This is a genomic window from Kribbella koreensis (assembly GCF_039525325.1).
Taxonomy (GTDB): Bacteria; Actinomycetota; Actinomycetes; order Propionibacteriales; family Kribbellaceae; genus Kribbella; species Kribbella koreensis.
Genome location: NZ_BAAAHK010000003.1, coordinates 66,123 through 85,149, shown reverse-complemented (window position 1 = coordinate 85,149; position 19,027 = coordinate 66,123). Strand labels below are relative to the sequence as shown.

Annotated in this window: 15 protein-coding genes; 6 read left to right on the top strand and 9 right to left on the bottom strand. The window is 69.7% G+C overall.

Features of this window, described 5'->3' with window-relative positions; all coding sequences use genetic code 11:
- Positions 1–3: 3 nt before the first annotated feature.
- The 3 genes from ABD116_RS04335 to ABD116_RS04325 form a co-directional block, all read right to left on the bottom strand.
- Positions 4–828: a universal stress protein gene (locus ABD116_RS04335; protein ID WP_343965021.1), complete on the bottom strand. Its 825-nt coding sequence runs from the start codon at positions 826–828 to the stop codon at positions 4–6.
- A gap of 88 nt (positions 829–916) precedes the next feature.
- On the bottom strand, positions 917–1,789 hold the full coding sequence (locus ABD116_RS04330) for a universal stress protein (protein WP_343965019.1): 873 nt from the start codon (positions 1,787–1,789) through the stop codon (positions 917–919).
- Positions 1,786–4,173 (bottom strand): phosphoketolase family protein, encoded by a 2,388-nt coding sequence (locus tag ABD116_RS04325; RefSeq protein WP_343965017.1) that lies wholly within the window; start codon positions 4,171–4,173, stop codon positions 1,786–1,788. Before ABD116_RS04325 ends, ABD116_RS04330 begins: the two co-directional genes overlap by 4 nt.
- A 175-nt stretch (positions 4,174–4,348) precedes the next feature.
- Here ABD116_RS04325 and ABD116_RS04320 point away from each other — a divergent pair, with 175 nt between their 5' ends.
- The 4 genes from ABD116_RS04320 (at position 4,349) to adhP (ending at position 9,485) form a co-directional block, all read left to right on the top strand.
- On the top strand, positions 4,349–7,075 hold the full coding sequence (locus tag ABD116_RS04320; protein WP_343965015.1) for a cation-translocating P-type ATPase: 2,727 nt from the start codon (positions 4,349–4,351) through the stop codon (positions 7,073–7,075).
- Entirely contained in the window at positions 7,072–7,644 is a 573-nt protein-coding gene (locus tag ABD116_RS04315; protein ID WP_343965013.1) for a hypothetical protein, read from the top strand. Before ABD116_RS04320 ends, ABD116_RS04315 begins: the two co-directional genes overlap by 4 nt.
- Before the next feature lie 71 nt (positions 7,645–7,715).
- Entirely contained in the window at positions 7,716–8,375 is a 660-nt protein-coding gene (locus ABD116_RS04310) for a VIT1/CCC1 transporter family protein (protein WP_343965011.1), read from the top strand.
- Between the two features lie 99 nt (positions 8,376–8,474).
- Entirely contained in the window at positions 8,475–9,485 is a 1,011-nt protein-coding gene (gene adhP / locus ABD116_RS04305) for an alcohol dehydrogenase AdhP (protein WP_343965009.1), read from the top strand.
- A 56-nt stretch (positions 9,486–9,541) separates the two neighbouring features.
- Here adhP and cydC read toward each other — a convergent pair whose 3' ends face one another.
- From cydC to ABD116_RS04275, 6 genes are all read right to left on the bottom strand, one after another.
- Positions 9,542–11,227, bottom strand: a complete 1,686-nt coding sequence (gene cydC / locus ABD116_RS04300) for a thiol reductant ABC exporter subunit CydC (protein WP_343965007.1) — start codon at positions 11,225–11,227, stop codon at positions 9,542–9,544.
- Entirely contained in the window at positions 11,224–12,843 is a 1,620-nt protein-coding gene (cydD, locus tag ABD116_RS04295) for a thiol reductant ABC exporter subunit CydD (RefSeq protein ID WP_343965005.1), read from the bottom strand. Before cydD ends, cydC begins: the two co-directional genes overlap by 4 nt.
- Positions 12,843–13,859 carry a cytochrome d ubiquinol oxidase subunit II gene (gene cydB / locus ABD116_RS04290; protein WP_343965003.1) on the bottom strand — a complete coding sequence of 339 codons (1,017 nt, stop codon included), beginning with the start codon at positions 13,857–13,859 and terminating at the stop codon, positions 12,843–12,845. Before cydB ends, cydD begins: the two co-directional genes overlap by 1 nt.
- Positions 13,860–13,870: 11 nt before the next feature.
- Positions 13,871–15,262 (bottom strand): cytochrome ubiquinol oxidase subunit I, encoded by a 1,392-nt coding sequence (locus ABD116_RS04285; RefSeq protein WP_343965001.1) that lies wholly within the window; start codon positions 15,260–15,262, stop codon positions 13,871–13,873.
- Positions 15,263–15,340: 78 nt separating this feature from the next.
- Positions 15,341–16,138, bottom strand: a complete 798-nt coding sequence (locus ABD116_RS04280) for an ABC transporter permease (protein ID WP_343964999.1) — start codon at positions 16,136–16,138, stop codon at positions 15,341–15,343.
- Positions 16,139–16,143: 5 nt separating this feature from the next.
- Positions 16,144–17,034 (bottom strand): ABC transporter ATP-binding protein, encoded by an 891-nt coding sequence (locus ABD116_RS04275; protein ID WP_343964997.1) that lies wholly within the window; start codon positions 17,032–17,034, stop codon positions 16,144–16,146.
- A gap of 173 nt (positions 17,035–17,207) precedes the next feature.
- On the opposite strand from ABD116_RS04275, the gene ABD116_RS04270 reads away from it, so the two are divergent.
- A complete protein-coding gene (locus ABD116_RS04270) occupies positions 17,208–17,630 on the top strand; it encodes an Hsp20/alpha crystallin family protein (RefSeq protein WP_343964995.1) in 423 nt (140 codons plus the stop codon).
- A 13-nt stretch (positions 17,631–17,643) separates the two neighbouring features.
- On the top strand, positions 17,644–19,027 hold a 1,384-nt coding region (locus ABD116_RS04265; RefSeq protein WP_343964994.1), incomplete at its 3' end, for a GNAT family N-acetyltransferase.

The following is a 19,027-nucleotide window of genomic DNA, read 5'->3' as shown; positions in this document are numbered from 1 at the left end:
GGATCAGCCTCCGATCATGCCTGCCGGGATGACGGCGACCGGGCAGGCCGCGTGGTGCAGCACGGTCTGGCTGACCGAGCCGAGGAGCATGCCGGCGAACCCGCCACGGCCGCGCGAGCCGAGCACGATCAGCTGGGCGTCAGCGGCCATTCGCAGCAGTTGTTCGGCCGGATGGCCGTCGATGTGGATCAGCTCGGCGTCCTGGCCGCCTGCGCGGGACCTGACGTCGGCTTCCAGCGCCTGGGCGGAGACGCGGTCGTGTTCGGTGTGCAACGGCTGGGCGGCGACCACCCGGAGCCGCAGGTGGTGCCGGCGGGCATAGTCGAGACCGAAGTCGAGCGCGAGCGCCGAGGCGGGCGAACCGTCGTACCCGACGACGACCCTGCTGCCGGTGGCCGGTGTCAGGCCGGACCGGACGACGACGACCGGGCAATGGGCATTGGCCGCCAGGTCGAGTCCGGTCGAGCCCGCCAGCGCGCCCAGCGCGATACCGAGTCCGCGGCTGCCGATCACGACGACCTCCGCGTGCTTGGAGGCGCGCAGCAGTACGGGAGAGGGGAATCCGTCGACGCGGGTGCCCTCGACCTCGATGGTGGGCTCGAGTTTCCGGGCCAGCTCCACCGACTCGCGGACCACCTTGTCGGCACCGGCCCGCAGACCGGGCGCGAGGTCGTTACCGCCCAACGGCACCGGGAACTCGGGCCAGACGAACGCGTGCACCAGCGACAGGCCGGTACCACGTGACGCCGCCTCGGTCGCGGCCCATCTGATCGCCGCTTCGGCCATCGGCGAGCCGTCGATGCCTGCTACCACCCGTGCCTCGGTCATCCCAGCCTCCTTGCTCTCACCTCAACGATCTGCCCGCCGGCGCTGATGCAGCAGGGGCGAAGGTCCCGGCCGTCCCTGCCTTCCGGCATCAACGGACGACGGCCACCGGGCAAGGGGCGTAGTGGACCAGCGACCTGCTGGTCGAGCCGAGCAGCAGCCCCCGGAAGGCGCCGCGTCCCCGGGAGCCGACGACCAGCAGCTCCGCCGACCTGGCGGCGTCGATGAGGACGTCGTCGGCATGACCCCGGACGAGTTCGCGGCGTACCGTCACGTCGGGATACTTCTCGGCGTGCCCGGCGACCGCTTCGGCCAGCACCGCGGCGCTCTCCTGTTCGAGCGCGTCGAGATCGTAGACGAGTGGCAGCAGATCGCCCGGTCCCGTCCGGACCGGATCGTGCCAGGCCATCACTGCCGTCAGCGGGAGATTCCTGGCCTGCGCCTGCTCGAAGGCGAAGTCGACCGCGGCGGTCGAGGTGGCCGAGCCGTCGATCCCGACCGCGACCTCACCCCGGCCGCCTGGTTCCCACTGTGCCGGCACCACGACGACCGGACAGGTCGCGTGCGTGGCCACGTGGGCCGAGACCGACCCGGAGACGAGATCGCGGAACTCGCCGAGACCCCGCGAGCCGACCACCGCCAGCTGGGCATTGGTTGCCTCCTGCAACAGAGTGGGCGCGGTACCGCCGAACTCGGCGCCGACCCGCACGGTGAGGCCGGGATGCTCAGCATGAAGTTCTTCGACCACCTCGCGCAGCAGCCGCTTGGCCGCGGCGCGCAGTGGCTCGGTCTCGATCGGCACCGCGAACCCCATCGGGCTGCTCACCATCGGCAGCCCCAGCACATGGACCAGTCGTAGCTCGGCGTGCCGGCGAACTGCCTCGGCGGCGGCCCACTGGGTGGCCTTCTTGGCCGCGGGCGAACCGTCGTACCCGACAAGGACGTACTTCTGACCGGTGGTCATGACGGGGTTCCTTCCTGGACGGGCCAGTGCCAGTCGCGGATCTCGGGCAGGTCGTCGCCGTGCTCGAGGATGTAGGCGTGGTGACGGGTCCGCTGGTCGATCAGCCACTGGCGGAACTCGACCGCGTGCTGGGCCAGGCCGGGGACCCGGTCGATCACGTCCATCGCGAGGTGGAAGCGGTCGAGGTCGTTGCGGACCACCATGTCGAACGGCGTCGTGGTCGTGCCTTCTTCCTTGTACCCGCGGACGTGCAGGTTCTCGTGCCCGGCCCGGCGATAGGTGAGCCGGTGGATCAGCCAGGGATAGCCGTGGTACGCGAAGATGACCGGCTTGTCGGTGGTGAAGAGCGCGTCGTACTCCGGGTCGGGCAGCCCATGTGGATGCTCGGCGGCCGGCTGGAGCCGCATCAGGTCGACCACGTTGACGACCCGGATCCGTAGCTCGGGCAGGTGTTCGCGCAGCAGGGTCACCGCGGCGAGCGTCTCCAGCGTCGGCACGTCGCCCGCGCAGGCCATCACCACGTCGGGTTCGCCGTCGTCGTTGCTTGCCCACGGCCACACGCCCAGGCCGCGCGCGCAGTGCAGCTCGGCCGCCTCCTGGTCGAGCCAGCTCTCCTGCGGCTGCTTGCCGGCCACGATCACGTTGATGTAGTCGTGGCTGGCCAGGCAGTGCTTGGCGGTCGACAGCAGGGTGTTGGTGTCCGGCGGCAGGTAGACCCGGATGACCTCGGCCTTCTTGTTCACCACGTGATCGATGAAACCGGGGTCCTGATGTGAGAAACCGTTGTGGTCCTGGCGCCAGACGTGCGAGGTGAGCAGGTAGTTGAGCGAGGGGATCGGCCGGCGCCACGGCAGCTTCCTGGTCACCTTGAGCCACTTGGCGTGCTGGTTGACCATCGAGTCGACGATGTGGACGAAGGCCTCGTAGCAGGAGAACCAGCCGTGCCGGCCGGTCAGCAGGTAGCCTTCGAGCCAGCCCTGGCAGGTGTGTTCGCTGAGGATCTCCATCACCCGGCCGTCGACCGCGAGGTGCTCGTCGGTGGGCAGCACCCCGGCGTTCCACGCCTTGCCGGTCACTTCGTACAGGGCTTCCAGCCGGTTCGACGAGGTCTCGTCCGGGCCGAAGACCCGGAAGTTGCGCTGGTCCTCGTTGGCCCGCATCACGTCGCGCAGATAGCGGCCGAGGGTGCGGGTGGGCTCGTGTGGGCCGGCACCAGGGTGCGGTACCTCCGCGGCGTACTCCGCCAGGTCGGGAAGCTTCAGATCACGTGACAGCAGACCGCCGTTGGCATGCGGGTTGGACCCCATCCGCCGGTCACCCTCGGGGACCAGGTCGAGCAGCCTGGGAACCGGCCTGCCCTCGTCGTCGAACAGCTCTTCCGGCCGGTAGCTGCGCAGCCAGGTCTCCAACTGGGCAAGGTGTTCCGGAGACGTCCGTACGCCGGCCAGCGGCACCTGGTGAGCTCGCCACGTTCCCTCCACCAGCACGCCGTCGACCTCGTGCGGACCGGTCCAGCCTTTCGGCGTCCGGAGTACGATCATCGGCCAGTCGCGACGCGGGGCGTCCGGCTCTGCCTTCGCCTCGTACTGGATGTCGGCGATGTCGTCGAGCGCCCGGTCGAGGGTGGCCGCCAGTTGCTGGTGGACGATCTCGGGGTCGTCGCCGGAGACCAGGTACGGCCGGTAGCCGTATCCCTCGAGCAGGCTGTTCAGCTCGTCGTCGCCGATCCGGGCGAGCACCGTCGGGTTGGCGATCTTGTACCCGTTGAGATGCAGGATCGGCAGCACGGCGCCGTCGGTCCGCGGGTCGATGAACTTGTTCGAGTGCCACGAGGCGGCCAGCGGTCCGGTCTCCGCCTCGCCGTCACCGATCACACAGGCGACGATCAGGTCGGGGTTGTCCAGTACCGCGCCGTAGGCATGGCTGAGCGAGTACCCCAGCTCGCCGCCCTCGTGGATCGAGCCGGGCAGATCCGGGGCGACGTGGCTGGGAATGCCACCGGGGAAGGAGAACTGCCGGAAGAGCCGGTTCATCCCGGCCTCGTCGCGCGACACGTCCGGGTAGGTCTCGCTGTAGCTGCCTTCCAGCCAGGTGTTCGCGGCGATCGCAGGGCCGCCGTGACCGGGACCGATGACGTACATCAGGTCGAGATCGCGCAGCCGGATCACCCGGTTGAGGTGGACGTAGAGCATGTTCAGGCCGGGGGTGGTTCCCCAGTGCCCGAGCAGACGCGGTTTGACGTCCTCGGGCCGCAGCGGCTTGCTGAGCAGGGCGTTGTCGAGCAAGTAGATCTGCCCGACGGACAAGTAGTTGGCTGCTCGCCAGTAGGCGTCCAGTGCGGCGATCTCGGTGGCTGTCAGCGGCTTGTCCGTGACCTGTTCCATCGTCGGGCTCCCTGTCGTGTTCGGATGCCTTCAGCCTGGTCGATCGCGGTCGGCCGGACCCAGGGCCGAAAGTCCGTCCGGAGGGGGCCGCAAGTCGGCGGGCGGGGTCCAACGGACGGCCGGATCGAGTCGTTCGGCCCTACGGGCGCGGCGGTCCGGCGACCAGGCTCGGAGAATGACTGTCGACGAGATACAGGCACTGACGGACGATCCGCGCGAGCCTGCCGAGCGGCTTCTTCGCGACCTGAGGACCCGGGCCGACGGGCTGACCGACCGCGAGGCCGCACGCCGGCTGGAGGCGCACGGCCCCAATGAGCTCACTCGCCGGACGCGCCGGAACTGGCCGCGTCAGTTGCTCCGCCAGTTCACCCACCCGCTTGCGCTGCTGCTGTGGCTGGCCGCAGTCCTGGCGGCCGTGTCCGGTACGCCGGTGCTGGCGATCGCCATCGTCGCGGTGATCGTCCTGAACGCCGCCCTGGCCTTCGTCCAGGAGCAGCAGGCCGAGCGGGCCGTCGAGGCACTCGCCGCCTACCTGCCGGCCAAGGCCTCGGTACTCCGCGATGGAGTCCGTGAGTCCGTCGAGGCCCGGACCCTGGTACCCGGCGACATCCTCATCGTCGAAGAAGGGGATCGGGTCTCAGCCGATGCGCGGTTGCTCGACGGCGCGGTCGAGGTGGATCTGTCGACGCTGACCGGCGAGTCGCTTCCGGCGTACCGGTCGGCTGATCTGCTCGACACCGACGGCTCCCTCCTCGATGCCGCGGACCTGCTGTTCAGTGGGACCAGCTGCACCGGCGGAGAGGCGACGGCGGTCGTCTTCGCCACCGGCATGCGGACCGAGCTCGGCCGGATCGCGGCGCTGTCGCAGCGGGTCGAACAGGACGAGAGCCCGCTCGAGCGGCAGGTCAAGCGAGTCGCGTGGCTGATCGCCGGCGTCGCCGTCGGCGTTGGGCTGTTGTTCCTGCTGATCGGTACTTTCGTGGCAGGCCTGCCGTTGGCGGATGCCGTGAACTTCGGGATCGGCCTGCTGGTGGCCAACGTGCCAGAGGGGTTGCTGCCGACCATCACGCTGGCCCTGGCTGTCGGCGTACGGGTGCTGGCGCGGGGCGGCGCGGTGGTGAAGCGGCTGTCCGCCGTCGAGACGCTGGGCTCGACCACGGTGATCTGCACCGACAAGACGGGAACACTCACCGAGAACCGGATGCAGGTCACGGACATCTGGACTCCGGAGGGCATCGTCCCCCCGGGGCCGCCCGACGCGGCGACACGGTTGCTGGCGCAGTCCCTGGCTGCTTGCACGAATGCGACCGTGGATCCGGCGCGGCCTGAGACCGCGACCGGAGACCCGACCGAGATCGCACTCCTGCTGGCGGCCGCCGGACTCGGTGCCGACGTCTCGGCCGACAGGCGGACCGCGAACCGGGTCCGGCAGTTCCACTTCGATCCGAACCTGCGGCGGATGTCCACGATCGACCGGACCGGCGACGGGTCGCTCGAGGTCAATCTGAAAGGCGCGCCGGAGGAGGTGCTGGCGCAGTCGAGTCTGCTGACCGGGCCGGGCGGTACGCCGCGACCGCTGACCGCCGCCGACCGGACGAGGCTGGCCGAGGAGTTCGCCGGCCTGGCCGGGCGCGGGCTGCGGGTGATCGGCGTCGCCCGGCGGGATCTGCGTCCGGGCGAGCCATTGCCCGAGCGGCGCGAGCAGGCCGAGCGCGACCTGGTGTTCCTCGGCCTGCTCGCGATGTTCGACCCGCCGCGGACGGAGGTACCGGCTGCTGTCGCGCGGTGTCACGACGCCGGGATCAGGCTGCTGGTGGTGACCGGGGACAACGGGCTGACCGCGGCCGAGATCGCCCGCCGGGTGGGGATCGGGCGGCGTGGCGCTCGGGTTGTCACCGGTCGCGAACTGGAAGCGATGAGCGAGGCGGCGCTGGACGAGCTGCTGGCCGGCGAGGACGAGCTGATCTTCGCCCGTAGTTCGCCGGAGGCCAAGCTGCGGATCGCGGACGCGTTGCGGGCTCAGGGGCACGTCGTCGCGATGACGGGTGACGGCGTCAACGACGCGCCCGCCCTGCGCCGGGCCGACATCGGCCTGGCGATGGGCGTCGCCGGGACCGACGTGGCGCGCGAGGCCGCCACCATGGTGCTGACCGACGACAACTTCGCCAGCATCGTGACCGCGGTGGAGGCCGGCCGGCGGGTCTACGACAACGTCCGCAAGTTCATCGTCTACATCTTCGCGCACGCGATGCCGGAGATGATCCCGTTCCTGGTCTTCGCGCTGTCGGGCGGCCGGGTACCACTGCCGCTGACCGTGCTGCAGATCCTCGCCATCGACCTCGGCACCGAGACGCTGCCGGCCTTGGCTCTGGGGCGTGAACCGGCCGAACCCGGGCTGATGGACCGGCCACCCCGCAAGCGCGGCGAGAACGTGATCGACGCGCGGATGCTGGCCCGCGCCTGGGGCCTGCTCGGCGGGCTGTCGGCGGTTCTCGTTCTCGGCGTCTTCTTCTGGACCCTGCTGGCCGGCGGCTGGCACCCCGGCGCCCCGACCGGCGACGGCAGCGCGTTGCACCACCTCTGGATCCAGGCCACCACGATGACGTTCCTCGGCATCGTCGCCTGCCAGCTCGGCACCGCCTTCGCCGCCCGTACCCAACACGCCTCGCTCCGCTCGATCGGTGCCTTGAGCAACCATCTTCTGTTGTGGGGAATCGCCTTCGAGCTGGCCTTCGCCGCCGCGGTCGTCACCATCGCGCCCCTGCAGAACATCTTCGGTACCGCCCTCCCGCCGGTCCCGCAACTCGCGGTACTGGTCACTTTCCCGTTCATCGTCTGGGGCGCCGATGAGCTCTGGCGGCTGCGGCTGCGCAGCCGAAACCCTGGAAGGACAACGTCATGAACACCCTGAACGGTTTGCCGGTCCATGTCCTGCTGGTCCACGCCGTGGTCGTCCTGATGCCGTTGTCAGCGCTGGTTCTGGTGCTGACGGCGTTCTGGGCATCGGCTCGGCGCAGGCTGGCCGGAGCGAACGCGCTGCTTGCCCTGTCGACCGTGGTGATCGTCCCGCTCACCACGGGCGCTGGCGAGTGGCTGGAGCAACACGTGCCGAACAGCGAGCAGGTCCGCGAGCACGCCGAGGTCGGCGGCACCGCGATCTTCTTCGCGATCGCTCTGGCGGTGATGGCCGTCGTGATCTGGTGGCGGGACCGTGAGTCGGACCTGCAGACCCGGGACGCCGCGCATGCCGCGCGGGACCTCGATACCCGGTCCGGGACAGTGCTGACCAGACTGCCGCTGATGCAGCGCACGTGGCTGGCGCCGGCCTCGAAGACCGTGACACGAGTGATCGCCGTGATCGCCGTCCTGGTCGCCGTCGCCACCTTGTACGACATCTACCGCATCGGCGACTCCGGTGCGAAGGCCAGCTGGGACGGCAAGGTCACCTCAGCCCCGTACGTCGGGGGCTGATCGACGTGTCCGGCGCTACAGCAGGCCCGCCACACTCCGGCGAATCGCACCGAGGAGGGCTCGCCGGGCGGTTGAACTGGTTGCGGGCCGGTGTGCTCGGGGCCAATGACGGCATCGTCTCCACCGCGGGACTGGTGGTCGGCGTCGCCGGTGCGACGACCTCGGCCGGGACGATTCTCACGGCCGGGGTGGCGGGCTTGACGGCCGGGGCTGTGTCGATGGCATTGGGGGAGTACGTCTCGGTGAGCAGTCAGCGTGACACCGAGCGCGCACTGCTGACGAAGGAGCGCGCCGAGCTGTCCGCGTTCCCCGAGGCCGAGCTGGCCGAACTGGCGGCCTTGTACCGTGCCAAGGGCCTCAGGGCCGAGACGGCCGCGAAGGTCGCCGCCGAGCTGACCGAGCGGGACGCCTTCGCCGCGCACGCCGACGCCGAACTGGGCATCGACCCTGAACAACTGACCAACCCATGGCACGCGGCCGGCGCGTCCGCGCTGGCCTTCACCCTCGGAGCATTGCTCCCGCTCATCGCCATCCTGCTGCCACCCGAGGGATGGCGGGTCCCGATCACCTTCCTGGCAGTCCTGCTCGCCCTCGCCGGCACCGGCCTGCTGAGCGCGAGGCTCGGCCAGAGCCGCATGCTTCCGGCCGTCGTCAGACTCGTCGGCGGCGGCGCCCTCGCGATGGCCGTCACCTACGGCATCGGCCAGTTGCTCGGGACAACAGCCTTCTGAAGGACTTCCTGCGCTCACGTCGGGACCAGAGACCCTGGGGGCCGGGACCGGGTCATCGGAGGCTGGAGCCAACGTGTTCGCGACGAAAGGAAGTAACTCATGAAGGCCGCAGTAGTGACAGGGTTCGACCGGCCGTTGGAGGTTCAGGACAGGGTGCGGCCGGAGCCGGCTGCCGGGCAGGTGCTGGTGCGGATGGAGGCTTGCGGGCTGTGCCACACCGACATCCACGCAGCGCATGGGGACTGGCCGGTCAAGCCGAGTCCGCCGTTCGTACCGGGGCACGAAGGGGTCGGGGTCGTCGAGCAACTCGGCGCGGGGGTGACCTCGCACAAGATCGGTGACCGGGTTGCCATCGCGTGGCTCGGCAGCGCGTGTGGTGAATGCCGGTACTGCATCGACGGCCGGGAGACGTTGTGTCAGCACCAGGCCAACAGCGGGTACTCCGTGGACGGTGGCTGGAGCGAGTACGCCGTCGCCGACGCGAAGTACGTGGTCAGCGTGCCGGACGGTGTCTCCGCGTTCGACGCGGCGCCGCTGACGTGTGCCGGTGTCACGTCGTACAAGGCGATCAAGGTGGCGAGGATCCAGCCGACCGAGAACGTCGCGGTGTTCGGCGTCGGCGGTCTGGGACACCTCGCGATCCAGTACGCCAAGATCGTCGGCGGCACGGTGATCGGCGTCGACCTGGCGGACAACAAGCTGGAACTGGCCAAGGAGCTGGGCGCGACGCATGTCGTCAACGCCGCGCGGGAGGACCCGGTCGAGGCGATCCAGGCACTCGGCGGGGCTGATGTGGCGCTGGCTTTCGCAGTGACGCCGCTGGCCTTCGAGCAGGCGTTCCGCTCGCTGCGCCCGGGTGGCCGGCTGATCTGCGTGGCGCTGCCGGCCGAGGGCACGATGCAGATCCCGATCTTCGACACGGTCCTGAAGGGCATCGAGATCATCGGCTCCATCGTCGGCACCCGCCAGGACCTCACCGAGGTCTTCGCGCTGCACGCCGCGGGCCGGACCCGCGTCATCGCCGAGAGCCGCAAGCTCGACGAGGTCAACACCTCGATCGCCCAGGTGCTGGCCGGAGAGGTACCGGCCCGGCTGGTCTTCGAGTTCTGACCCGGGCAAGGAAGATCCCGGTCCGCGACAGCGGACCGGGATCTTCGGGTTGCGGATCAGGCGTGCGCGGCGCCGAGGATCTCGGCCGGCCGGCCGCGGCGGGCCACCCGGCCATGGCTCAGGACGATGATCTCGTCGAGGTCGTCCAGGCCCTCGAGGCGGTGGGTGATGAGGAGGGTGGCGCGGCCTCGGGTGGCGGTGAGGATGTCTCGGGTGAGTTCGGCGGCGGTGGGGTCGTCCAAGTGGGCGGTGGGTTCGTCGAGGATGAGGACGGCGGGGTCGGCGAGGAGGGCGCGGGCCAGGGCGAGGCGCTGGCGTTCGCCGCCGGAGAGTTGGGCGGCGCGTTCGCCGACGGGGGTGTCGAGGCCTTGTGGCTGGCGGTTGACCCAGGCCGCTAGACGGGCCTGACGGAGGGCATTCATCAGTTGGGTGTCGGTCGCGTCCGGTTTGCCGATCAGGAGGTTGTTGCGGATGGTGGTGTCGAAGAGATGGTCGTCCTGGGCGCAGACGGTGACGTGACGACGGAACGCGTTCTCGTCGAGCTCCGGTAGCGCGATGCCGCCGTAGGTGACGGTGCCGCGTTCGGCCGTCAGGAAGCCTGCCAGGGCGGCGACGAGGGTGCTCTTGCCGGCGCCGCTCTCGCCCACGACGGCGATCCGGCGGCCGGGGGAGAGCCGCAAGGTCAGGTCGCGCACCGTCGGCTGATCGGCGCCGGGCCAGCGGGCATCGGCATGCCGGATCTCCAGGGTATGACCGATGACATCTTTGTTGCCCCAGGCAACGGCGGGTTGCGGAAGGTCTCCGAGAGCCCGGAGCCGGTCGACTGCGCGGAGGCCGCGAACCAGATGCCTGGCTGCAGCGGGCAACCCAGTGGTCAACTCGAAGGCGGCAAGCGGAGTCAACGCCAGAACGGCCAGCTGTACTCCGGGCAGCCTCCCCTCCCGGACAGCTTGGATCCCGACCAGCAGTTCACCGACGACGGTCAACGCCAGCGCGATGGCGCCGACCGAAGCCCCGGCCCCCGCGCCGATGGCGGACCGGCGGGCGAGCGACGTCAGCCGCCGATCGTGCACCTTGATGCGTTCGAGAGCCGGCCCGGCCGCGCCGAACGCGATCAGCTCGGCGGCTCCGGCCAGCAGATCGTGAACCGGGTCGGCGAGCGCAGCCCGTGCGGGTGCGAGCCGTCGCTCGGTCCGCCCGGCCACGGACAGCGTGATCGCCGGCGCCACGACGCCTGCGATCAACAGTCCTAGCAACAGCACCAGACCGGCCGCAGGAAGCAGGGCGCCCAGGAGCACCACGGTCGCAGTACCGGTGATGACGGCGACGGCGATGGGGAGGACGGCACGGACGAGCAAGTCCTGCACGGCTTCGACATCGCTGACCACGCGAGTCATGACGTCGCCGGTGCGCAACTTGCCGAGGCCGGCAGGGGCTGCCCGGTCGAGGTCGAGCCAGGCCTGGACGCGAGTCCGGGCCAGGACGCGGAAGGCAGCGTCGTGGCCGACCAGGCGTTCGGCGTACCGGAGTACGCCACGGCCGATCCCGAAGGCACGGACGGCGACGATGGCCACGGTCAGGTAGAGCACGGGGGGTTGCTGGGCGGCGCGCGAGATCAGCCAGCCGGAGGTCGCCATCAGACCGATGGAGCAGCTGAGCGCCAGCGATCCGAGCAGCGCGGCCGCCATCAGCCGCCATGCCTCGGGCCGCGCGATCCGCAGCAACCACCGGACGGAGGTCATGCCGGCACCCCTGCGAGATCGACGACGCGGTCGCACAGGTCCAGCAGCGCGGTGCGGTGGGTGACCAGCACGACGGTGCGTCCGGCGAAGGCCGCGGGGAGCGTGCTGAGCAACTCGTGTTCGGTGTCAGGGTCGACGCCCTCCGTCGGCTCGTCGAGGAGCAGCAGGGGAGCGTCGAGCAGCAGGACCCGGGCGAGTGCGATCCGGCGACGCTGGCCGGCCGACAGACCGTTGCCACGTTCACCGATCTGCTGTTCGAGCGGTACGTCGACCCGGGCCGTCCGGGCGGCTCTCCGGACCGCGGCGTCGTCGGCGTACGGGCGGCCGAGCCGGATGTTCTCGTGGACCGTACCGGTGAACAGGACAGGGTCCTGGCTGAGCCACCCGACCTGGGACCGCCAGCTGTCCAGGTCGGCAGTGGACAGATCGACGCCGCCGGCCAGCACCCGGCCGCACTCGAGTTCGGTGAAGCCCAGCAGCGTGGCGAGCAGAGTGGACTTGCCGCAACCGCTGGGGCCGACGATCCCGGTCACCTGTCCGGCCGGGATCGTCAGCGAGAAACCGTCGAGCGACGGGCCGTCGCGATCGGCGCCGTTCACCACGACCTCGTCGAGCTCGATCGTCTGCCGGGCGTCCGCGGTGGCCGTGCCGGGTGCGGGAGTCTCGTGGTCGAGTACGGCGAAGACCTGCTCGGCGGCGCTGAGGCCCTCGGCACTGGCGTGGTAGTGAGCGCCGAGCAACCGCAGCGGCAGATAGGCCTCGGGAGCAAGGATCAAGACCAGCAAGGCGGTCTGCAGGTCGAGCCTGCCGTCGACGAGGCGCAGGCCCACCGAGACCGCGACCAGCGCGACCGACAAAGTCGCGAGCAACTCCAGGACGAGCGAGGAGAGGAAGGCGATCCGCAGCGAGGACAAGGTCGCCTTGCGCTGCTTGTCCGCCAGCTTCTCGACCGTACCGGCCTGCGCCCGGGACCGGCCGAACGCCTTCAAGGTCCCGAGCCCGGACAGTACGTCCAGGAAGTGGTGGGCCAGCAGTTGCAGCGCCGCCCACTGTCTAGCCATCAGCTGCTTGGTGGTCAGGCCGACCAGGATCATGAAGACCGGGATCAACGGCAGGGTGACCACGACGATGGTGGCACTCAGCCAGTCGGCCGCGAACATCCGCGCGGCCACCACGATCGGTACGAAGCAGACCAGCACCAACTGCGGCAGGTAGCGGGCGAAGTAGTCGTCCAGGGCATCGATCCCGCGCGTAGCGAGGGTGCCGAGCTCGCCACTGCGTTCCCCGGTGAGCCAGCGCGGACCGAGCCGCGCGACCTGGCGCAGCAGCCGCATCCTGAGCTCGGACTTCACCGCGGCGGACGAATGATGCGCCGCCACCTCGGCCAGCCACGACAGGCCGGCACGAGCGGCCAGGGTCGTGCCGAGGAGGATGAGCCGGCCCGCGGCGTCGTGCAGGCCGGCCCCGTGCAGGAAAGCGTCCGTGATGATCGACGCCAGCAGCCACGCCTGAGCGAGGATCACCAGCGCCTGACCGGCGCCGATCAGCACCGACAACGCCAGGAACACCCGGGTGGTCCTCGCATAACGCAGCAGGCGGGGATCGATCGCGGGCATCAGGCGTTGGCCTTCTGGGCCGTGACCGGTATGTCCGAACGCCCGAGCCGGCGACGGAAGACCCAGTACGTGTAGCCCTGGTAGGCCAGCACCACCGGAGTGAAGATCACCGCGACCCAGGTCATGATCTTCAACGTGTACGCCGTGGAGGCGGCGTTCACCGTCGTCAGGCTGAAGGCCGCGTCCGTCGTCGACGGCAACACATTCGGGTAGAGCGTGGTGAACAGTGTCGCGGCGGCCAGCGCAATGGTCGCGGCCGTGCCGATGAACGCCCAGCCCTCCCGGCCGAGCCGGGACGCGACCAGTCCGCCGATCAGGCAGAGTGCCGCGGCGAGCGCGAGCAGCCAAGTGATCCAGGAGCCGTCCAGCGTTTGCGTCCACCCCAGGAAGCCGGCGGCGGCCACGATGGTCGCGATGCCGATCGGCGGCACCACCTTGAGGGCGCGGTCGTGCACCTCACCGTGCGTCTTCAGCGCCAGGAAGATGGCGCCGTGCAGGGCGAACAGCAGCAGCGTCGTGATGCCGCCGAGCAGTGCGTACGGGTTGAGCAGGGTGAAGAACGTACCGGCGTACTCATGGTCGGCGCCCATCGGTACACCACGCACGATGTTCGCCAGGGCCACGCCCCACAGCAGGGCCGGTACCGCGCTGCTGCCGACGATGACCGCGTCCCAGCGCCGGTGCCAGGTCGCGTCGTCGAGCTTGCCGCGGTACTCCAGCGCGATGCCACGCAGGATCAAGGCGACCAGGATGATCAACAGGGCCAGGTAGAAGCCGGAGAACAACGTCGCGTACCAGAACGGGAACGCCGCGAAGGTCGCACCGCCGGCGACCAGCAGCCAGACCTCGTTGCCGTCCCAGACCGGGCCGATCGTCTTGAGGGTGACCTTGCGGTCGATCGGGTCCCGGCCGACGACCGGGAGCAGCATGCCGACGCCGAAGTCGAAGCCTTCGAGCACCAGGTAGCCGGTCCACAGGACGGCGATGAGCAGGAACCAGACATCAGTGAGTGCCATCGGGGTGCTCCTCAGTACAGGAAGGCCGGCTCGGCGGCCTCCGGGTCGGACGGCTCGGACTCCACGGGCACCTCACGGGCGAAGCGGAGCAGGAGGAACACCTCGACCACCGCCAGTACGCCGTACAGCAGGGTGAGGACGATCAGCGAGGTCAGGACGCTGCCGGCCCCGACACTCGGCGAGACCCCGTCGCGGGTCTGCATCAGCCCGAAGACGATCCAGGGCTGACGGCCCATCTCGGTGAAGATCCAGCCGAGGCTGTTGCCGAGCAGCGGCAGCAGCGGGACGGCCAGGGCTGCCCGGATGAGCCACTTGGACTTCGACATTCGTTGCCGGCGGAGCAGCCAGAGGGCGAGCAGGGCGATGGCCGCGGCCAGGACACCGCACAGGATCATGAACCGGAAGGTCCAGTAGGTCAGCGGTACGTTCGGCTTGTACGTGCCCGGGCCGAACCGCTGCTCGTAGGCCTTCTGCAGGTCGTTGATCCCCTCGACCTTCCCGTTCCAGCTGCTGGTCGCCAGGAAGGACAGCCCGTGCGGGACCTTCAGCGACCAGACCTCCTTGCTGCCGTCGAGCGAGCCGATGGTCAGGATGGAGAAGGGCGCCGGGGCCGACGTGTCGTACAGCGCCTCGGCGGCGGCCATCTTCATCGGCTGGGTCTCGGTCATGATCTTGGCCTGGATGTCGCCGGTGACGACCAGCGCCACGGCCGCGACGAGGGTGGTGATCGCACCGAGTTTGACGGCCGGCCGGAACAGGCTGCCGTGCTCACCCGGGCGGCGCAGCAGGTGCCACAAGGCGATGCCGAGCATGAAGGCGCCGGCGGTCAGGAAGCTCGCGGCGATCGTGTGCGGGAAGGTCGCCAGCGCGACCTTGTTGGTGAGCACCGCGCCGAAGTCGTGCAGCTCGGCCCGGCCGGTCGTGGCGTTGTAGGTGTAGCCGCGCGGCCACTGCATCCACGAGTTGGCGGCCAGGATGAAGTACGCCGACAACCAGGTGCCGATGGCAACGAGCCAGATCGAGGCCAGGTGCACCTTCTTCGGCAACCGGTCCCAGCCGAAGATCCACAGGCCGAGGAAGGTCGACTCGAGGAAGAAGGCCAGCAGTCCCTCGATCGCCAGTGGGGCGCCGACGATGTCGCCGACGAACTTCGAGTACGCGCTCCAGTTCATCCCGAACTGGAACTCCTGCACGATCCCGGTCACCACGCCGATGGCGAAGTTGATCAGGAACAACTTCCCCCAGAACTGCGTCATCCGCCGGTACTTCACGTTCCCCGTCCGGTACCACGCGGTGTGCAGCCCGGCCACCAGCGCGGACAGCCCGATCGTGATCGGCACGAACAGGAAGTGGTAGACGGTGGTGATCCCGAACTGCCAGCGGGCAAGGTCTATGGCATCCATGGCAACGACGGTCCCAGCCGGCCGGTCCCCGCCCCCAGTGCCAAAGGTCCCACCCCAGCGGGACCGTCGGACCCAACCTCAGTTGTGGGCGGCGATGTCGCGGCCGTCGAGGGCCGGCATCGCGATGACGGTGAGGGCGGCGGCGCCGGCGATCAGCCAGAGGTAGGTGGCTGGCAGGCCCGCGCCGAGTGGGCCGCCGCTCAGCGCCTGGTCGAAGGGGGAGAGAGGGCGCCAGGGGTCGAGCGAGTCGATCATCAGTCCGGCGGCGTACAGGACATACGCGGCCGCCGCGGCGGCGGAGCCGAAACCGATCGCGATCGAGCGGCGGCCGGTGAGGGCTCCGGCGGCGAGGGCGAGGGCGCCGTACTCCGCGCCGAGCAGCGTCATCGCCAGGGAACCGGTCGCAGCTTGGCCGGCGCCGATGCCCAGGCCGAAGATCAGGCTCATTCCGGTGGTCGCGACGAACAGGGCCAGGCCCAGGACGGCCAGGCAACTGAAGAGGGCCAGCGCCTTGTGCAGGACGATCCGCGCGCCCGTGATCGGCTGCACCAGCAGCAGATCGAGGGTGCCGGCCTCTTCTTCGCCCGCGATCAGCCGGGCGCCGTGCCCGATGCCGTAGACGAGGAACAGGATCGGCAGCATCAGGGTGAAGAGCTCGGCGTTCAGGAAGCCCGGGCCGGTGGTCATCGCGTCGAAGTCGAAGAGTTTGCCGAGTTCCTCGGGGAGCTGGGCGTAGATCTCCTTCATGTCGGGCATGTCCCGCAGCGACGGCCACAGGGCCGACTCGAGGCCGACCAGGAGCACGAGGGCGGTCGACCAGGCGACCAGGCCGCGGCGCTCGTCGTACAGCGTCTTCCAGTAGACGTTGCGGAACACTGTGCTCAGCTCCTTGCGGTGTAGTAGTCGAGGAAGATCGACTCGAGATCGGCCTCGTGGCTGACGATGTCGACGACCTGGTACGGCGCGGCCGCCGTCAGCAGCCCGGCCGTCGAACCGCTGACCTCCACATGCGCGGTTCTTCCGTCGACGCTGAGCTGCTGGACTCCGTCGGCCTGCCTGAGCTGCTCGAGCGGCGCGGGACCGGCGAAGGTGAGCTCCAGCCAGTGCAGCGCCTGTTCGCGCAACTCCTCGACGGTCTTCGTCACCACGAGCTCGCCGCGGCGCAGGATCGCGATCGTGTCGGCCACCGCCTCGACGTCGGACAGGATGTGCGAGGACAGGAAGACGGTCCGGCCGTCGTCCCTGGTCTCCCGCAGCAGCGCCAGGAACTCGCGCTGCATGAGCGGGTCGAGTCCGGCGGTCGGCTCGTCGAGGATGAGCAGCTCGGGCCGGTGCATGAAAGCCTGGATGATGCCGAGCTTCTGCTTGTTGCCGTGCGACAGCGTCTTGAACCGCCTGGACAGATCCAGGTCGAACCGTTTGGCCAGCCGCTCGGTCTCCGCCCAGTCGACATCACCGCGCAGGTTCGCGAGGTAGTGCAGGTACTGCGCGCCCGTCAGCTCGGGATACGCCGCGAACTCGCCCGGCAGGTAGCCGATCCGCCGCTGGACTTCCTCACAGCGGTCGACCACGTCGTACCCGAGAACCTCGGCGGTCCCCGTGGTCGGCGCGATCAGCCCGGCCAGGATCCGGATCGTGGTGGTCTTGCCGGCACCGTTGGGTCCGAGATAGCCGACCACCGATCCGCGCGGGACCTCGAGATCCAGCCGCCGTAGCGCTTGGTGCGTGCCGAACCGCTTGGACAGTCCCGTAGTCCTGATCGCGGCGTCCATGTCGCGCTCCTTCCTGCTCTACCTCCGTTCCGTTCGACCGTAGGAGTCGCGTGACGGCGGTGGACAGGGCCGAAGGTCCGCACCAGTCGAGTCCCTCCGGCCCTGCTCCGGCCGCCCCCGGCGAGGTGGAGTGGAGGTGTCAGCAGAACCGAGGAGAAGGAGGAAGAGTGAAGATGACCACACTCGAGCGCAAGGACGGACGGCACCAGTTCGCCGATCTGTTCGACTGGGCCGACTCCCTGCCGAACATGTTCAGCTGGCCGGCTGCAATCCGCGGCGTCCGGATCGAGGAGTACGCCGACGGCGATCGCTACGTGGTCAAGGCGGAACTGCCCGGCATCGATCCGGAGCCGGACCTCAAGGTGGAGGTGGCCAACGGCATCCTGACCATCGCGGCGACCCGTCGGCAGGAGGAGCACACCGGGACCCGGACCGAGTTCCACTACGGCTCCCTGACCCGGCGGATCTTCCTGCCGGAAGGGGCGGACGAGTCCGCCGTCACCGCGCAGTACGACGCCGGCATCCTCGAGGTGAGCGTGCCGACGACCACCCGGTCGGTGGAGACCCGCACCGTCCCGATCACCCGCAAGTCGTGATCGGGCCGGGGCGATGACATCGGCCACGACAGGCCCGGTCGGTGGAGACTCCGGCCGGGCCAGGGTTCCCACCCCCGAGGGAACCCCGTCCCAGCCGGCTCCGGCCGGCTGGGATGCGCTTGCGTCCGACGGGTCGGTCGTTCATCTGCGGCCGATCCGCCGCGACGACGAGGCGGCCCTGATGGCGATCAACCACCGGCTCTCGGACCGCTCGGTCTACCTGCGGTTCTTCGGGTTGAGCCGGCTGACGGCCGACGAGCACACCCGGCATCTGGTCGAGGCCGACCCGGCGCATGGTCACGTGGCGCTGGTCGCGGAGGTGGACGGGGTTGTGGCCGGTGTTGCCAGCTACGAGCCGATGCGGGCCGACGAGGCCGAGATGGCCTTCCTGATCGACGACACCGTGCACGGACGGGGTCTGGGGACGTTGCTGCTCGAGCAGCTGGCAGCGGTCGCCCGCGAGCGTGGGATCCGGCATCTGCATGCCGACACGCTCGCCGAGAACGCACCGATGCTGCGGGTCTTCCTGGACTCCGGTTTCCGTGAGGTGCACAAGCTGGACAGCGGCCTGGTCGAGTTGTCCCTCGACACCGCGTACTCCGCGCGCACCCTCGACCGGATGGCCGAGCGGGAGAGCGCCGCCGAGTCCCGGTCGCTGCGGCCGCTGCTCTCACCACGCTGCATCGCCGTGATCGGCGCCGGCCGCAAGCCGGGCGGGGTCGGCCACGAAGTACTGCTCAATCTTCTCGACGGCGGTTTCACCGGCGACCTGTACGCCGTCAACCCGAAGGCCGACCGGATCGGCGACATCACGTCGTACCCTTCGGTCGAAGACGTTCCGGGCCATGTCGACCTGGCCGTGATCGCGGTGCCGGCCGCGCAGGTCGCCCGCGTGATCGAGGACTGTGGCCGGGCCGGTGCCGGCGGGGCCGTCGTCCTCTCCGCGGGGTTCTCCGAGTCGGGCGCCGACGGCCGGCTGGCCCAGCAGAAGCTGCTGGAGATCGCGCGGCGCTACAGCCTGCGGCTGATCGGCCCGAACTGCCTGGGCATCGTCAACACCGATCCGGCCGTCCGCCTCGACGCCACCTTCGCCAACGTCCCGCCGATGGCCGGCTCGCTCGGCCTCGCCGCGCAGTCCGGCGCAGTCGGGATCGCGGTCCTGGACCATGCCGGCCGGATCGGCCCCGGCGTGTCCGAATTCGTCTCGCTTGGCAACAAAGTAGATGTCAGCGGCAACGATCTTCTGCTGCACTGGTGGAACGACCCGCGGACCGACGTGATCGGGCTGTACCTGGAGTCGTTCGGCAATCCGCGCAAGTTCGGCCGGCTGGCCCGCCTGGTCGGCCGGAAGAAGCCGGTACTGGTGGTCAAGAGCGGCCGCTCGACCGGCGGGCGCC

Coding starts and splice junctions, on each gene's coding strand:
- cydC (WP_343965007.1), bottom strand. CDS start 11,227: ATGACCTCCGTCCGGTGGTTGCTGCGGATCGCGCGGCCCGAGGCATGG.
- ABD116_RS04275 (WP_343964997.1), bottom strand. CDS start 17,034: ATGGACGCCGCGATCAGGACTACGGGACTGTCCAAGCGGTTCGGCACG.
- cydD (WP_343965005.1), bottom strand. CDS start 12,843: ATGCCCGCGATCGATCCCCGCCTGCTGCGTTATGCGAGGACCACCCGG.
- ABD116_RS04335 (WP_343965021.1), bottom strand. CDS start 828: ATGACCGAGGCACGGGTGGTAGCAGGCATCGACGGCTCGCCGATGGCC.
- ABD116_RS04315 (WP_343965013.1), top strand. CDS start 7,072: ATGAACACCCTGAACGGTTTGCCGGTCCATGTCCTGCTGGTCCACGCC.
- cydB (WP_343965003.1), bottom strand. CDS start 13,859: ATGGCACTCACTGATGTCTGGTTCCTGCTCATCGCCGTCCTGTGGACC.
- ABD116_RS04285 (WP_343965001.1), bottom strand. CDS start 15,262: ATGGATGCCATAGACCTTGCCCGCTGGCAGTTCGGGATCACCACCGTC.
- ABD116_RS04320 (WP_343965015.1), top strand. CDS start 4,349: ATGACTGTCGACGAGATACAGGCACTGACGGACGATCCGCGCGAGCCT.
- ABD116_RS04330 (WP_343965019.1), bottom strand. CDS start 1,789: ATGACCACCGGTCAGAAGTACGTCCTTGTCGGGTACGACGGTTCGCCC.
- adhP (WP_343965009.1), top strand. CDS start 8,475: ATGAAGGCCGCAGTAGTGACAGGGTTCGACCGGCCGTTGGAGGTTCAG.
- ABD116_RS04270 (WP_343964995.1), top strand. CDS start 17,208: ATGACCACACTCGAGCGCAAGGACGGACGGCACCAGTTCGCCGATCTG.
- ABD116_RS04325 (WP_343965017.1), bottom strand. CDS start 4,173: ATGGAACAGGTCACGGACAAGCCGCTGACAGCCACCGAGATCGCCGCA.